The sequence below is a fragment of the Photorhabdus machadonis genome (assembly GCF_052657765.1).
The window spans coordinates 1,500,145-1,516,225 of record NZ_CP199761.1 but is presented as its reverse complement, the minus strand read 5'-3'; the positions used below and the strand labels follow the sequence as shown (position 1 = coordinate 1,516,225).

The window sequence follows — 16,081 nt, the reverse complement described above, 5'->3', positions numbered from 1 at the left end:
ACATGAGTCAATTTTCAGTTACAACCAGAATAACCAAGCAAACAGCGAGATGATCGCGATACAGGCAATATTCAGCACCATACCCACTCTGACCATTTCAGTCTGTTTAATATGACCGGAGCTGAAAACAATCGCATTAGGTGGTGTAGCAACTGGTAACATAAAGGCACAGGATGCCCCAAATCCGATAATAAGCGTCAGCGTTATTATCGGCATACCCAATGCTTCCGCAACCGTTGCAAATACGGGTACCAACAGAGCTGCACTTGCTGTATTACTGGTAAATTCAGTCAAGAAGATAATAAACGCAGCTACTGCAACAATAATCACAAACCAGTGGCTTACACCGAAAGTGGCGGCCATACCATTCGCCATGATTTCACTAGCACCTGAGTTTTTCAAAACAGCGCTTAAAGTCAGGCCACCACCGAACAGCATCAACACACCCCACTCGGTGTTATTCTGAATCTGGGACCAACTCGCCACCCCCGTTATACCAATCAGAACGGCAGCACCGACAGCGATAATGGTATCCAGATCTTTCACACCCCCTAAGACAGAACTGATAACCGTGCTAAAGATCCAGCAAAATACGGTTAATAGGAAAATCAGCATAGTCACCAGACGATTGCCAGTCCAATCCAGTTTTTCCAGCTTCATGTCGAATTTATGATTCAAATTCGGGCGCAACATCAGATACATAACACCCACCATCATTGGCAACAGAATAACCACCAACGGAACCCCAAACTTCATCCAATTGAAGAAATCGATACCCAGTTGTGCTGCTGCAATCGCGTTTGGCGGGCTTCCCACCAAAGTACCTAAGCCACCGATACTTGCACTATAAGCTACACCCAACAGCACAAATACAAACGTATGGCGCTCAGAACGCACATCCAGGTTAGACAAAATACCCAAAACTAATGGCAGCATCATCGCGGCAGTCGCTGTGTTACTGATCCACATGGAAAGACCTGCCGTCACACCAAACAACAACATCACTGCTACAGACAAACGTCCACGGGCAATCATCAGTAGACGGTTAGCAATCAGTCTGTCCAATCCTTGGATGTGAAGTGCAGTTGCCAGAGCAAAACCACCAAAAAACAGGAAGATAATGGGATTAGCAAAAGATTTCAGCGCATCTCCCGTATTCATCAATCCCATACCCACTGCCAGAATTGGAATACATAATGCAGTAATAGTGACGTGAATAGCTTCGGTAAGCCACAGTACGCCAACAAATACCATTAGTGCTAAACCTGCATTAGCCTTTTCACCAAATGGTAATGCATTAAGTAGAATAAATAGTAATGCAATATCAGCAGCCAGAATAATTAAGCCTTTTTTATTCGAAAAATTTGGCCTTATAGCTGTGGTTAAAGATTCAGAAACATCCATGGTGACTCCATTAGCGCCGGTGATATCTGATCCACCATTGCTACAATTGTTAAAAAAATACAAGACGTGCGAATATAAGGAGTCTTCTCCAGGAAGCAAATACAGTTCTTTGAATTTTGGGATCTAAAGCGCAAGAACCAATCAATAAAATTATAATAGACGGTATTTCATACAGATTTTCGTTGTTACATCACATGATTACACCTTTATAGGCATAGGAAATCGTTACGTTTTATGCAGTTTTTTTGGGCATCAAAGCAGGTGAGTTTGACTTTTCCTCAAGCTGCTGGCAAACCCATTAAAAAAACAAGAGGGTATTTTAGCATCAACGATGGTTAAAAATCTGGCGAATTGATTTACCAGAAAGGTTATAGATTGGACGGGCATTTAAACATTAATAAGACCATTTTTTTCATTTTTCACCGATAGCTTTATGACGGGTAGGTTTTAAACGGTTATTAAAAGCCATTATTTGAGCTTCTGGTTTTAATCAGCAAAAAGTTTTAACATTTTTTTTAAACCTAATGGTTTTTTCGTTTCCTGAACCATACTTAACTTAACCGTTTTCATTACACTGATACTTAATTTTTCCCTCTTTTATATTTTATTTTTTAGACTTAAAACCAAAGAGGAGAACAGGTATGCTAATGATTTTAAGACAACCCTTATTCCTTTAACCATTTTTAATAAGATTAAATAAACTTTTTTATTCCTTTTTTCTCAGTTAATCGGGTTAAATGTTTTGATATAACCGCATACTCCTGTTATTGGATTAATGCTATCTATTTGGTCACTTTCTTAATCAAATTAAAACCCGTTTTCTCTTCCAATGTCAGTATAGCATCGAGTTTTTTACCCACTTTTAAAAATCCTTAATCACTGGCAGATTCGACTAATAAGTGCAACAACAAATCAGCCAGTCGATAATTATCGACTGGCTGAATGACCGTTGAAGGAGACATTTAACCGACAGCGCAAGGGCATAACAGAATTACAGGCGGCGGGACACGTCGTTTCTGCCCACGGAGGCCAGCGTCAATCCGTCATAAAGACGGTGGCGGCTTGAGAAGTGGGAAGCCTCGCCGTTTTTTACGGCGGGGAGCAGTCACTGAGGTTATTTATCAAGAACTGGAGGCGGAATATCCCATGATGATCGAACGCCACGGATATCCTCGGTAATTGACCACATTCATCTTGGCTTCGCTTGGCGAACATCCGGCTCAGGAAAACTCAAAAGTTGACGTTATAGAAATTATCGGGTTATTACCCTTATGAAGGATTATCAACAACCTATAATGCCTTAATAAATATGTTTATTAAGGCATCAAGGAGGGTTTTACCCCTCCTGTTTAACTAATACTTAATGCCGATCAAGCCTGGCCTTTTACTTCTTTCAAGCCATAGAAAGGAGCACGGTTACCCAAAGCTTCTTCGATACGGATCAGTTGGTTATATTTAGCAACACGATCAGAGCGGCTCATAGAACCGGTTTTGATCTGACCTGCTGCTGTACCTACTGCCAGATCAGCAATGGTCGCATCTTCAGTTTCACCGGAACGATGAGAGATTACCGCAGTGTAACCTGCGTCTTTTGCCATTTTGATCGCTGCCAGAGTTTCAGTTAGAGAACCGATCTGGTTGAATTTAATCAGAATGGAGTTAACGATACCTTTCTCAATACCTTCTTTCAGGATGTTAGTATTGGTAACGAACAGGTCGTCACCAACCAACTGAATCTTCTCACCCAATACTTTCGTCTGGTAAGCGAAACCATCCCAGTCAGATTCATTCAAGCCATCTTCGATAGATACGATTGGGTATTTTCTGGTCAAATCTTCCAGATAATGAGTGAATTCCTGAGAAGTGAAAGTCTTACCTTCACCTTTCAGTTCGTAGTTACCGGTTTCTGAGTTGTAGAATTCAGAAGCAGCACAATCCATCGCCAGAGTAACATCTCTACCCAAAACATAGCCTGCCTGTTCTACCGCTTCTTTGATCGCGGCCAGTGCAGCAGCGTTGGATTCCAGGTTAGGCGCATAACCACCTTCGTCACCCACAGCGGTGCTCATCCCTTTCGCTTTCAGAACCTTAGCCAGGTTGTGGAACACTTCAGAACCGATACGAACCGCTTCTTTCAGCGTTCTTGCGCCAATCGGCTGAATCATAAATTCCTGGATATCAACGTTGTTATCCGCGTGTTCACCACCATTGATGATGTTCATCATTGGCAGTGGCATAGAGAATTTACCAGGAGTACCATTCAGTTCAGCAATGTGCTCATACAATGGCATACCTTTCGCTGCTGCCGCTGCTTTCGCATTAGCCAAAGAAACCGCCAGAATCGCGTTAGCACCGAATTTAGATTTGTTTTCAGTACCATCCAGGGTGATCATGAGCCTGTCGATGTTAGCCTGATCTTTAGCATCCTGACCGATAACTGCCTGGGCAATAAGTCCATTTACTGCATCAACAGCTTTCAGTACACCTTTACCCATAAAGCGGGATTTGTCACCGTCACGCAGTTCCAACGCTTCGCGGGAGCCGGTAGATGCACCTGATGGCGCAGCCGCTAAACCAACAAAGCCCCCTTCCAGATGCACTTCTGCTTCTACGGTTGGGTTACCACGGGAGTCAATGATTTCACGACCGATCACTTTAACGATTTTGGACATTAGGTTTTCCTCAGTACAAGTTACATTTCAGGTAATTGACGGCATACGCCATGCCGTCAATTACTGCACATCTTATTTGAGCTGGCCTTTCTGGTATTTACCGGCTGCTTTGACAAAACCGGCAAACAACGGATGACCATCACGAGGAGTGGAAGTAAATTCTGGGTGGAACTGACAAGCCACGAACCAAGGATGGTCTGGAATTTCAATAATTTCCACTAATTTATTGTCTACTGAACGACCTGCTACCCGCAGACCGGCATCTTCAATACGTTTCAACAGCAAATTATTAACTTCATAACGATGACGATGGCGCTCAACAATGGTATCTGCCCCATACAAGGTACGCACTAGGCTGTCTTTTGTCAGATGGCATGGCTGACCACCCACACGCATCGTTCCACCGAGATCACTCTCTTCGCTACGCACTTCTAAATTACCTTCCTCATCACGCCATTCGGTGATCAGGCCAACAACCGAGAACCGGCAATCAGGTTCGAATTCTGTTGAGCTGGCTTTTTCCAAGCCCGCAACATGGCGTGAGAACTCAATCAAGGCAACTTGCATCCCCAAGCAAATCCCCAGATAAGGAATTTTATTCTCACGAGCATAGCAGGCTGTCATAATTTTGCCCTCTACACCACGACCACCAAAACCACCAGGAACCAGAATCGCATCCAGATTTTTTAGCAGTTCAACGCCACGGGTTTCAATATCTTGGGAATCAATCAGTTTGATGTTAACCGTCAGACGATTTTTCAATCCGCCATGCTTCAACGCTTCAATCACCGATTTGTACGCATCGGGCAGTTCAATATACTTACCCACCATTCCAATAGTCACTTCACCGACAGGATTGGCTTCTTCGTAAATAACCTGTTCCCATTCGGACAGATTTGCTTCCGGGCAATCAAGGCTGAATCGTTTACAAATATAATCATCTAAACCCTGAGATTTCAATAGCCCTGGGATTTTATAAATGGAATCAACGTCTTTTAGGGAGATAACCGCTTTCTCCGGCACGTTACAGAAAAGGGCAATTTTTGCCCGCTCATTAGCAGGAATGACGCGGTCTGAACGACAAATCAGAATATCCGGCTGAATACCGATAGAAAGTAGCTCTTTTACAGAATGTTGGGTTGGCTTGGTTTTTACTTCCCCAGCCGCTGCCAGATAAGGAACAAGTGTCAGGTGCAGATATAACGTGTGCTCACGGCCAACTTCTACTGCCATTTGACGAATCGCTTCAAGGAATGGCAATGATTCGATATCACCGACAGTACCACCGATTTCTACCAGCACCACATCATGGCCTTCACCACCGCTGATGATGCGATCTTTGATTTCATTGGTGATGTGAGGAATAACCTGAACGGTCGCTCCCAGATAATCGCCACGACGCTCTTTACGCAAGACTTCGGAATAAACCCGACCCGTGGTGAAGTTATTACGACGCGTCATTTTAGTGCGGATGAAACGCTCATAGTGACCTAAATCGAGATCAGTTTCAGCGCCGTCTTCAGTAACGAAAACTTCCCCATGCTGGATTGGGCTCATCGTCCCCGGATCGACGTTGATGTACGGATCCAGTTTCATAATAGTGACATTGAGTCCACGGGCTTCAAGTATAGCGGCCAAAGAGGCTGCGGCAATGCCTTTACCCAGAGAGGATACGACCCCGCCGGTCACAAAAATATAATTAGTTTTCATGCTGAACCTGAAAGTTTAGGTTTAAAGATGATGGATATAACAGGACGGGAAAGCAGTATACCCGAACCTTAAATTCGCTACAAATAATCTGCACGCAATAAAGGTATTTTTTCCCCTCACAGCATTTTCAATGCAGACATGAGTACGTACACAAACTTCATTTTTCATGAAGCCAATCGTGATTGGCTCTTCTTAATGTCAAACGATTTTATTGCCTAAAGATTAAAGAATTTTTAAATCTTTAATTCTTTACATATCAGCCATATAGTCTTTAACTCATTGACTTTATTAGAATTAATCTTGCCAAGGTTGCGCGTTTATGGGTACACTTTATGTGTAAATTACCAATTTGGTATTTCGAAAAAGTCTTGGAGATTTCTATGTTTTGCGAAGAAAAAGTAGCTCAAATGGCTGCCTACCTGCTGCATAAGCGCGGCGGACGCATGGCATATCTGAAACTTATGAAGTTGCTTTATCTGGCAGACAGGGTGTCTATGAATAACTATGGTTACCCTATCACGGGTGATCGAATGGTATCTATGCCTAAGGGACCAGTTTTATCGCAAACCTTGAATTTAATCACCGGAGATTACGCCAGTGATGAATTTGGCTGGGGGGCGTGGATTAAAAATGAAAAGAATTATGAAATTTCACTCAGACGGAAAAATGTAACAAGGGATGATTTTGAATCTCTTTCTGATGCTGAATTAGGGGTTCTAGATGTCATTTGGAGACAGTTCGGCCACATGAGCCGCTTTGATATTGTGGAGTATACCCATAAACATTGTTCTGAGTGGCAGGATCCGGACGGTAGTTCTTATCCTATTTCACCGAGCTCTGTTTTTATTGCTGTAGGTAAATCACCTGAAGTTGCTGAAAAATTGGCGCGAGAGTTAATAGAAAGGCAACAATTGGACTGTTTTCTTCAAGGGTTACGGTGATGTCGGATGGGATTTTAAGGAAAGGAAGTTTACTTATCCCGTCCGGGTATACAGATCACCTATATATTATCTGCTGTGATCCAGTTTTTTACCCTAAAAAAACCAAGGCATGTTTTCTGGCTGTAAATATTAGTTCTTTAAAACCGGATATACCGTATGATTGTACATGTATATTAAATTGTGGCGATCATCCTTTTATTAGACATTCGAGTTTTGTTTTCTATGGTCGTGCTGATATTTTTGGTTCAGTAACCGTTGGGCAGCATATAGCTGCTGGTGATATTAAAATCCATGAACCATGTAATGATTCTGTTTTTAATCGAATTCTTTCTGGGTTTGATACGTCTCCGCATGTAACTTTAGAAATTCGAAATTTCTATAAAAATATTGTATTAATTAAATTTCGTTTTAAACATTAAATTCAAGGCTGCACTTCAGTGTGGTTTTTTTATAAGTGAAACATGAGAGGAAAGTTCTGCTATTTATACCGTTAAAGCGGGCATTAAATACAATGGGAAGGAATACGATGCTGGTATGGTTATCAGTTCAGAAGTTAAAAATGGAAAAGTAACAACAAATATTGGCTTTAATGCTGAGAATTTCACATTTATGAATTCAGTAAACGGAAAGTTAGTACCATTCATGACAGCGAAAAATGAGAAAAAACTGGCTTTATTAATACTTATGTCTCCTAGAAAAAAGGATAAATAAAAATATAAAATAGGTTAATCAGATAATCTATTTTCCAAAAGAAGCCGGTTTTAATCATGTTTTCAACCAAGGATGATCTTTTCATAAACGGATTAACAACAAACGAATTGGGTTACTTTTAACGTTATGATGTTGCATTTATTATGTGAATCTACCCATTATTAAATATTGGAGAAAAACTAGCGGTCTATTTTATTCCCCATGACGCACTATTTTATTATCCTTTATTTCATAGGTAGTGAAGTTTAATTCCTGTAAAAAGCTGTCATCATGTGAACTAAAAATAACAATTTTCTCTTCTGCGAGAGCAGTCATCAATGCTATTAAAAATGTTATAGAATCTGAGTCAAGGCCATTTGTTGGTTCATCAAAAATATAAACATCTGCTTCCGTAATAAAAGCCGATGTCAATAAAAATTTCTTTTTTGTCCCAAGTGACATTTTTCCATATTCAATACCAGAATATTTAGATATGCCAAAACCATTTAAATAGTATTCTAATGGGTGTTTTAAATTACTTTTCCTATAACGTTTACCTAGCTTTATCACATCCATTCCAGTAATAAAGTTATAAAAATCAACATTATCTGAGATGTAAAAACCATGCCTTTGTAAACTAAATCGATATTTTTCCTCATTTTTTATAAAGTTAACCATTCCTTTTTTAACCTTATTTACACCAGCAATACTTGAAAGAAAAGTCGTTTTTCCTGAACCATTAATTCCCGCTATACGGTTTAATCCGACATAAAAATTACAATTAACTCCTGAAAAAATAGTCTTATCATTAATAATAACTTCCAGTTCAATAACTTCAAGCATAAATAACCCCGAAAAAATATGTAAAAAAGAAAATAACACAAAGAATAATAAGTTTCGTGTACTGTGTTCTTAATAGAGAAATAAATGACAAAATAACTGAAAGAAAAACATAAGATATAAACATAATAACAGGGAATGATTTAACAACCAGAGAACAAAAAGCAAAAGTTAAAAAAGAAAATAAAAACAAAGAAATACAATAATTATAAAACAAAATTTTCCGCATAGACAAAAAATTAGATAAATATGAAAGATAGTTCATTTCAATATATGAAAAACTATAGAACAATAACATGCATATATATATGACAACACTGAAGTATACTAATAATATATAATCAGCCTTGGCTGGAATTTGAGAAAAAGCACTTTCACATAATATATATAATATTATAACGAATAATAACATAATAAGTGACGATATTTTATTTTTACGAAAATAATATCGGAGATTTATAATATAAGGTAATGAAAAAAATCCTGATGAAAATAACTTCTTGTTTTGATTAATTGTGTAACCTGATGGAAGGTTTAAATATAATCTAAATGCCATCAATAAAATAGCTAACGTGAAAACAAAATTATATAATATTCCACTTCTGAATGATGCAAATAAAATAAAGAATGCAACAACAAAAACAAAACATAAGAAGTTTAACTCAGATAAGCAAAATCCAATTACAGCAAAAGAAATAATCAAAAACAGCATAGATGAGAAATAATACAAATAATTAACATTTACAGAGAAAAAACCTAAGGAAAAGAAAATAATCATCGGGAAAGCACTGTAAATAAAAAAAACGACACTACCAAGAAACAATGTTTTTTTATCTACCAAAGAAACAATAAATGAACTTTTTCTTGCCGTAGGGAAAAACCTTATGTTAATCAAATAAAATAACACATAAATTATTAGCGATATCGAAGAAAAATAAAATGATTTAATGTAACTCCCTGGCGTAACAATATTCGAAGACAAAAAAATTAAGATTTCAATTAAACCACTGGCTTTTGCCGGGAGTAATAAAAAACAGAGAAATATAATGACATTTTTATTCCCGGAAGCAAATTTCTTTATCCTTCCTTTATACTCTAATGCATCAGCGATTATTAAATTCATATACCCCTCTAAAACCAAAATCTAAACAACGTCCTTTGCGAATCTTTTGGAAATCTCGTCCTAGAATGTAAATACAAATAGTTACTAAACACAATACATTGGTTTTTCCTTAAATGCAATCGACATTGATTTTCCTTTTGATGTATAAATATATTGATATCCATAAGCATTGAGTAAACCTCCTCCGTACATTTAAAATTATTGAGTAATGGTGAGAATGATATTCCAATATTATCCTCTATTCTTGAAAATATTCTTTTTTGAAAAAATTTATCATTGGAAAAACGAACAATACATTCATCATTAAATAATAGACTAGATTTTTCTCCATATTTTTTCAAAATAAAATTATAAACGGCACCTGAGTCCACTAATATACTATCACCGCCTTCATAAGAAGGGTGTTGACAATATAATGCAACTATGTCTGGTTGTTTTTCTTCATGCCCTTCATCTGTGTGCACTGGCTGAGATCCATTTGATTCGAAAAACCATCTTGGATTATCAATAAGTTTTATTGTTTCATATTCTTTAAGACCTCTATTCTTATAAGTGATAGGTTTTCCAAATATACGCTCAATCCATGATGATATATCAAAAACATCCTGATCATTATAAAAATCAATTACATATACACTCCCATATGAAGATATTTCTTTATAAATCCCATTGCTTAATCTACGTTCAATATCATCCTTATGCATATATTTGATTATTTTATCATTGTGTAACTCACTAAAATTATAATAGTCAGAGTTGATGATTTTCTTAATATTATTAAATAAGGGGTAATCATTATACATTATTTTATTTCCTCATAAGATTCAAATAAGTTCAATAAATTTAGAGATTCTTCAAAAATCTCCCTCGAACGTTCGTAAAACATATCTATATTTTCTTTAATAACACTTGACATTTTTTTACACAATCTCACAATTCTATCCGTAGAACCATGATATTTTGCAGATGAATTTAATCCAAACAATTGAGCTCTAAAAGAAAGAATCTCTACACCTACTATATAGCTATGAAAAAGCAAATATACAGGAAACATGTTATTACCAAAAACAGATTTAACTCCGTCAACCTCTACGTGAATTTTTTTTGTATTTTCATTCATATGCATATTGGCAATATCATCAATAAACAAAATCATATGAGTCAATTGATGAAACATCAACTCAACAAAGTCCTGATAATCAAATTCATCTTTAAAATCCATAGAAGCAAGACCAATTGTTTTTTGTGTTGTACCATTTGTATATGAAGATAGTTTATTTATAATAACGATTTTAATGATCCTATTCATTAATTCATAGATCTTATCATACTTTGACAAAGTATAGAGCCATTCATAAAAAACATTATTTATAAGCATTGAACTGATCTTGGCAGAATTATTTGTATACTTATCTTTTAATGCAAATAGGTGGTCGTAACAATACGGTAAAGCACCTTCATATGAAGTTATAAGAGGTATATTAGAGTCGGGTATTTTATTAAAAACAGAGTGCTTTTTGATAAATTCATTGTAATAATTCAATGATGTACCATGTAAACCCGTAGTCTTATTAACGAATTCAATAACATTTTCATATCCAATAATATAATACATATAAGCCTCAATAAAAACTATCTAAGATAAGGTTTAAAATAATGTCATTTGTTAATTTATCACCAACAGATAATCTTACACTATTATCTGTAATCTTTGAATAACCTAATGGGAAAGTACTTATTTTTATCCCATTTTTAATGACTTTATTTTTAAATAAATTAATATTATCAACATTTCCTGAAAAGAAAATAAAATTAGCTTGACTTCTACTCACAATAACATTATTTAGCTTTGATATTTTATTTATCATAACATCTCTATATTTTTTTATATTTAATATATTCTCTATATTAATTCTACCTTCATTTATAATATTTAGAACTAAATTCATTTTCATATCACACAATGAATACATTAAAGAAAACTTATTAATATATGAAATTAAATCCTGATTTGAAAATATATATCCAAAACGCAATCCTGCAAAACCAATTTTAGAAAAACCACGAAGAACAATGAGATTATCATATTTTGAAGTAAGATTTAATATATTTGAGCCTTGTGTTGAATAGGCTACATATGCTTCATCAATAATAACAGGACACTTACAGTTTTCAACAATACATCTTATTTCATCTACCCCAAATAATACTCCAGTTGGATTATTCGGATTATCAATAATAATTAGTGAGTTTTCATATTTTTGGGATGCATAGATAAATGCTTGTACATCAAGACCAAAATCATTATTTAAAGGAATTTTATGTACATCAACTCTACATATGTTTGCTAATCTCGTAAACATAAAGAATGAAGGATCAGGAATTAATAAATTAGTTTTTTTTGTAGAAAAAGATAATAAAATGGTTTGAATCAATTCCAAAAGACCATTGCCAAGAAGAATGTTTCTATCATAACTAACACCATTAATTTCGCATAATTTTTCTTTAATTATATTTGTATCAAAAATAGGATAACGATTTATATTAATTTCTTTTAGGTTATCAGAATATAACTTTGAATCCAGTTTTATCTGATAAGGAAACTCCATCAAACTTAAATTTTTATTAACTGGAGTAATTTTAAAATCAGGGATTTCATTGTACAACCTGTTCCTATAAAAATAGTGTCTTTTCATGCACATGATATTTACCATACTAATAGATTAATAAATACTTCATCTCATTCTCAACAAAGAAATAATATTCTCACGCTGAAAAAACATATTACAAAATCTTTCTAGCCAAATTATTTATCCATTTTGAATAATCATGACCTTTATCACGCTCTATTAATGGAGGAAAAACTTTTCTTTTGAAGTCAAAATATTTACTTCTAAGATCACCTTCAGAAAAACTATTGTACGTAAGAAAAATACATCTTCTCCTATTGTGAGATAGATTATCTTTTGACATATGCAATAAAAATGAACTAAAAATCAATAGATCTCCAGCATTAGCTTGAATAGAGTCCCAACCATATTTTTCATACGCATTTTTCAATGCCTTCCCTTCGCTATGAGGAATCAATTTTTTTTCAAATGGCATATTTGAAATATATAAACAACCATTATCTATATTAGTATCATCAACTGGAATCATCACATTAAACATTTCTTTATTAATGAATCTAGTGAATGCAGGATAATCTTGGTGGGGAGAAAATCCACCTCCGCCGCTTAACTTAAAATTAATTTTATCTTTAAACAGAAAATAATCTTCCATCATAATAAAATATAATAACTCATAAGCTTTTTTTTCAATTTTTTTTATAAAAAAAGCTTCTTTAGCATCAATAAAGTTTTCTATCCTATTAAGTATTTTCTTATTATCAATCACACTAGATTCATAATATTTCATTATTTTTCCGGGAATATCTTCACGGTCATCAAGAAATTGTACAGTTGCACTAAGTAGTTCTTTTTCCTCATAACATAAAAAATTCTTTATTAGAACATATCCTTTACAATTTAATTCTTCTTTATATTTATTCATCATATCTTATATAACTCCTCTCTTTCAATTACTTCACATATTTTCTTATCTAAATATTCCCTATTACTGTAAATAGAATTAGGGTCAGACTTTGATATTGATGACCTAATCCAGTAATCAGGTCTATCAACAGAAATAATTGCTATGTTTGTTTTTTTAGCAATAACTGCAACCCAAATATCGGACATGTTTTTTAATTGAAAAGATTCCATTGAAAATGAATAAAGTGATGAATGATAAGCCAATGTGCCAGTACCAGGAACATTTACAGTGATATCATTATCAAGTGAACAACTAAAATGAATTCCTTTTTTATATTTATAATATGACAATAAAGATTTCCTATCAATAATATTCCCATGTACACATATAAATTGCTGCCGTTTATATTTCTCTATTTTCAATACAAGCTTTTTAATATAGTTTGATGGGTAAATTAAATCATCATCAAGTGTAAATAAATACCCAGATTTATTTTTCAGTGGAAAAAATTTTGAAGCATCACCATAATCCCCAAACTGAGAACTCATATAGACTTTAATTTTATCTCTATTTAAAAATTGAGGTATCTTTTCGTATCCATTTAAATATACATTTAATTCATCTAACTGTGAATAGATGGAGTTGATAGTAATTTGTAAATTATATTCTCTTTCTGGTATACTTGCTATGGATGCTATTCTCAGGTTCTTATTATCAATTACTAGTTTAGTTGAAGGAACACCTAGAGGAAGTTTATATTTATTCCAAGTCCATACACCATGAGCCTGATAAATTCTTTTTATCTTCACATAATCATTTATATAATTAGAAAACAATATTTCATCTTGGCTCCTATTGTATCCATTAGATGTATAGATAGTGTTTCTCTTTCCATAGATTTCAATTACAGCATTATGGACAGTAATATGATCATAATGCCCATATTCACCATCTACAGCATGTGTAGTAATAGAATCATATTCAGAAATGTTTAGATCCTCTAGAGAGTTACATATAGTCTTAAAATGTTTTTTATTTAAAAAATCCGTTTCAAAATTCTCCCAATCTCCAGATTCATTTAAACCTAGGTTAATAATTTTAGAAAAATAAGGATGTTCATATAGTGCTTTATTTCTTTTCTTATGAAATGACGGTTTATTTTCTCTACCAGAGAAAACTATAATTATGTAATCAAAATTCTTTGGATTAAACCATATAATTTCATCATCAGGATGTGCAACAATTAGAAAATTCATACTATTTTCCCATACACTTTCTTATATATATCACGAGCAATAGATATCTCATCAACAATAGTAGTATAATCCTCAATGTTAGAATCCCTTTCAATTATAACTCCACTGACATCAGTTTTTGAAAGTGCAAATTCATATAATTCCCATACTTCACTCCATATATCATTAGCATGGGTGTCTATAATCATATCAAATTTATATGCGCCACCAGCCAAATGAATTTCGACAACATGATCTAATGGTAGTTTGAGCAAAAATTCTTTCGGATCATAATTATGATTCATTGAATTAATATATAAGTTATTAATATCTAACAACATACCACAATCACTGCCTTTAATTATTCTATTCATAAACTCAATTTCTGATAAATCGGACATAGGCATTTCATAATAATAGGTAATATTTTCAATTATGAAATCATCACTAACTTGTGATTTTATTTTTTTAATTTTGTCTATTATCTGATATGAACTTTCAATTGAAAATTGAATTGGCATTAGATGTCCAACCTCAATATCTCCATGCCGTGTTGCTGATAAATGATCACTATACCATTGTGGTTTCTTATCAGTAATAACTCGCCTTAGTTTACTTATATATTCATCATCCAAACTGTCCTCACTTCCTAATGACATATCAAGCCCATGAAATATAATTGGCACCTCTTTACAACATTTTTCTAAGTAAGGGTCTTCTTCATCCCAAAAAAATTTTTCAGAGTGTACCTCAAGAATATCAATATGTTGAATATTTTGAAAAATTTCTTTTGAAAAAGATGATCTATAGTTAACACCAACACCTATTTTTTCATATTTATTCATTACGAATATCCTTAGCACTAAGAAAGATTAAACCTTTTGAATTTAATGTCTTAAGAGTAGATACAAAAGTATTTTTATCAATACCATAATATTCACTTGCCTCATTAAACATATTACTAGCTAATATTTCGTTCTTACATGACAATATTATATGACAGATAATATCACCTATCATACATGAGACAATTTCCCTAGATTTGTCTTTTTTATAAAACAGAATATTACTTCTTTTTTCCATTAAATGGTCTTTCAAAACATTCGGAGGTTCCCCTTTATGAAGGAGATTCAATAGTACACTAATATTTTTAGCAAATTTTTTGATCCTCACAGTTGGATGAGAAATAACAAATATTTTTTCCATCTTACCTATATCAGTCTTTGGTATATAATCCTTCCAACTATTATTATTCATATTTTGCAGATCAATTATAAGACGATTCTTTTCCTTTTCATACAATGCAATTAGTTCTAATATCTCATCTTCGGTTGAGTTAATCATGAAATTGCAAAAAACTTCAGATTCAATGACAGGATTTTTTTTAACTTCGTTATTAAAATTAAGACTATTTAAATATTTTTCAAATTCAAATTCAAACTTTTCTTCACCTAGATATTTATATATATTAGGGAGTGCTCCTTTCAGACCATCCATTCTCTTTATTTTTTGCAAAATTGATGAGTTAACAAATCTTCCGCCATTTTTTCTAAAAAAATTAATCAAGACCTCTCTATTTTCCTGAGCAACACGATATTTATCCATAAATTTATTTGGATTTTCATACATTTTTATTGAATACTTTGGATTTGATATTAATTTTGATAAATATATATTTATTTCTCTTTTATTCATAATTATATGCCTTCCCCCCTAATTCAATAAGGGGGGATTAATTTAGTTATTATGGACAATCAACACTATTACAAAGGACCTCAACTTCTGGTTCAGACTCTTCAATTAATTCGATTTCCATTTTAATCCCCTATTACTGATACAGAATTGTTTCAAAAATATTAACTTATAACCAAATGTTAACATTTATAATATTAGATGCATATTCCCATATGTCAAATTTTTATCTAAAAGTGA

General features: G+C 33.9%; 14 protein-coding genes and 1 pseudogene. 4 read left to right on the top strand and 11 right to left on the bottom strand.

Going from position 1 to position 16,081, the window contains the following annotated elements; all coding sequences use genetic code 11:
• Positions 1-18: 18 nt before the first annotated feature.
• Positions 19-1,404 (bottom strand): SLC13 family permease, encoded by a 1,386-nt coding sequence (locus ACUN2T_RS07625; protein ID WP_445496956.1) that lies wholly within the window; start codon positions 1,402-1,404, stop codon positions 19-21.
• Between the two features lie 964 nt (positions 1,405-2,368).
• Here ACUN2T_RS07625 and ACUN2T_RS07620 point away from each other — a divergent pair.
• Positions 2,369-2,470 (top strand): annotated as a pseudogene (locus ACUN2T_RS07620) (RNA-guided endonuclease InsQ/TnpB family protein); the annotation flags it as partial.
• Positions 2,471-2,774: 304 nt separating this feature from the next.
• On the opposite strand, the gene eno reads toward ACUN2T_RS07620, so the two are convergent.
• Positions 2,775-4,076 carry a phosphopyruvate hydratase gene (gene eno, locus ACUN2T_RS07615; RefSeq protein ID WP_445496955.1) on the bottom strand — a complete coding sequence of 434 codons (1,302 nt, stop codon included), beginning with the start codon at positions 4,074-4,076 and terminating at the stop codon, positions 2,775-2,777.
• Positions 4,077-4,148: 72 nt separating this feature from the next.
• Positions 4,149-5,786: a glutamine hydrolyzing CTP synthase gene (gene pyrG / locus ACUN2T_RS07610; RefSeq protein WP_445496954.1), complete on the bottom strand. Its 1,638-nt coding sequence runs from the start codon at positions 5,784-5,786 to the stop codon at positions 4,149-4,151.
• A gap of 380 nt (positions 5,787-6,166) precedes the next feature.
• Between pyrG and ACUN2T_RS07605 the strand changes: the two genes are divergently transcribed.
• From ACUN2T_RS07605 to ACUN2T_RS07595, 3 genes are all read left to right on the top strand, one after another.
• Positions 6,167-6,727, top strand: a complete 561-nt coding sequence (locus tag ACUN2T_RS07605) for a Panacea domain-containing protein (protein ID WP_445496953.1) — start codon at positions 6,167-6,169, stop codon at positions 6,725-6,727.
• On the top strand, positions 6,727-7,146 hold the full coding sequence (locus tag ACUN2T_RS07600; protein ID WP_445496952.1) for a hypothetical protein: 420 nt from the start codon (positions 6,727-6,729) through the stop codon (positions 7,144-7,146). Before ACUN2T_RS07605 ends, ACUN2T_RS07600 begins: the two co-directional genes overlap by 1 nt.
• Before the next feature lie 61 nt (positions 7,147-7,207).
• Complete coding sequence (locus ACUN2T_RS07595) at positions 7,208-7,438, top strand: phage tail tip fiber protein (RefSeq protein ID WP_445497829.1); 231 nt, start codon at positions 7,208-7,210, stop codon at positions 7,436-7,438.
• Between the two features lie 192 nt (positions 7,439-7,630).
• Here ACUN2T_RS07595 and ACUN2T_RS07590 read toward each other — a convergent pair whose 3' ends face one another.
• The 8 genes from ACUN2T_RS07590 to ACUN2T_RS07555 form a co-directional block, all read right to left on the bottom strand.
• Positions 7,631-8,260 (bottom strand): ATP-binding cassette domain-containing protein, encoded by a 630-nt coding sequence (locus ACUN2T_RS07590; protein WP_445496951.1) that lies wholly within the window; start codon positions 8,258-8,260, stop codon positions 7,631-7,633.
• Positions 8,261-9,388: 1,128 nt separating this feature from the next.
• Positions 9,389-10,183 (bottom strand): TauD/TfdA family dioxygenase, encoded by a 795-nt coding sequence (locus ACUN2T_RS07585; RefSeq protein ID WP_445496950.1) that lies wholly within the window; start codon positions 10,181-10,183, stop codon positions 9,389-9,391.
• Entirely contained in the window at positions 10,183-10,995 is an 813-nt protein-coding gene (locus tag ACUN2T_RS07580; protein ID WP_445496949.1) for a hypothetical protein, read from the bottom strand. Before ACUN2T_RS07580 ends, ACUN2T_RS07585 begins: the two co-directional genes overlap by 1 nt.
• Before the next feature lie 7 nt (positions 10,996-11,002).
• Entirely contained in the window at positions 11,003-12,046 is a 1,044-nt protein-coding gene (locus ACUN2T_RS07575) for a pyridoxal phosphate-dependent aminotransferase (RefSeq protein WP_445496948.1), read from the bottom strand.
• A 118-nt stretch (positions 12,047-12,164) separates the two neighbouring features.
• Complete coding sequence (locus ACUN2T_RS07570) at positions 12,165-12,935, bottom strand: phytanoyl-CoA dioxygenase family protein (protein ID WP_445496947.1); 771 nt, start codon at positions 12,933-12,935, stop codon at positions 12,165-12,167.
• Positions 12,932-14,170: a hypothetical protein gene (locus ACUN2T_RS07565; RefSeq protein WP_445496946.1), complete on the bottom strand. Its 1,239-nt coding sequence runs from the start codon at positions 14,168-14,170 to the stop codon at positions 12,932-12,934. The genes ACUN2T_RS07570 and ACUN2T_RS07565 overlap by 4 nt, the downstream gene beginning before the upstream one ends.
• Positions 14,167-14,994 (bottom strand): DUF692 domain-containing protein, encoded by an 828-nt coding sequence (locus ACUN2T_RS07560; RefSeq protein WP_445496945.1) that lies wholly within the window; start codon positions 14,992-14,994, stop codon positions 14,167-14,169. The genes ACUN2T_RS07565 and ACUN2T_RS07560 overlap by 4 nt, the downstream gene beginning before the upstream one ends.
• Positions 14,987-15,844 (bottom strand): hypothetical protein, encoded by an 858-nt coding sequence (locus ACUN2T_RS07555; protein WP_445496944.1) that lies wholly within the window; start codon positions 15,842-15,844, stop codon positions 14,987-14,989. The genes ACUN2T_RS07560 and ACUN2T_RS07555 overlap by 8 nt, the downstream gene beginning before the upstream one ends.
• Between the last annotated feature and the right edge of the window lie 237 nt (positions 15,845-16,081).

Bases quoted from the DNA above. Each gene is read 5' to 3' on its own strand.
- ACUN2T_RS07625 (WP_445496956.1), bottom strand. From the start codon at position 1,404: ATGGATGTTTCTGAATCTTTAACCACAGCTATAAGGCCAAATTTTTCG.
- eno (WP_445496955.1), bottom strand. From the start codon at position 4,076: ATGTCCAAAATCGTTAAAGTGATCGGTCGTGAAATCATTGACTCCCGT.
- pyrG (WP_445496954.1), bottom strand. From the start codon at position 5,786: ATGAAAACTAATTATATTTTTGTGACCGGCGGGGTCGTATCCTCTCTG.
- ACUN2T_RS07605 (WP_445496953.1), top strand. From the start codon at position 6,167: ATGTTTTGCGAAGAAAAAGTAGCTCAAATGGCTGCCTACCTGCTGCAT.
- ACUN2T_RS07600 (WP_445496952.1), top strand. From the start codon at position 6,727: ATGTCGGATGGGATTTTAAGGAAAGGAAGTTTACTTATCCCGTCCGGG.
- ACUN2T_RS07590 (WP_445496951.1), bottom strand. From the start codon at position 8,260: ATGCTTGAAGTTATTGAACTGGAAGTTATTATTAATGATAAGACTATT.
- ACUN2T_RS07585 (WP_445496950.1), bottom strand. From the start codon at position 10,183: ATGTATAATGATTACCCCTTATTTAATAATATTAAGAAAATCATCAAC.
- ACUN2T_RS07580 (WP_445496949.1), bottom strand. From the start codon at position 10,995: ATGTATTATATTATTGGATATGAAAATGTTATTGAATTCGTTAATAAG.
- ACUN2T_RS07570 (WP_445496947.1), bottom strand. From the start codon at position 12,935: ATGATGAATAAATATAAAGAAGAATTAAATTGTAAAGGATATGTTCTA.
- ACUN2T_RS07565 (WP_445496946.1), bottom strand. From the start codon at position 14,170: ATGAATTTTCTAATTGTTGCACATCCTGATGATGAAATTATATGGTTT.
- ACUN2T_RS07560 (WP_445496945.1), bottom strand. From the start codon at position 14,994: ATGAATAAATATGAAAAAATAGGTGTTGGTGTTAACTATAGATCATCT.
- ACUN2T_RS07555 (WP_445496944.1), bottom strand. From the start codon at position 15,844: ATGAATAAAAGAGAAATAAATATATATTTATCAAAATTAATATCAAAT.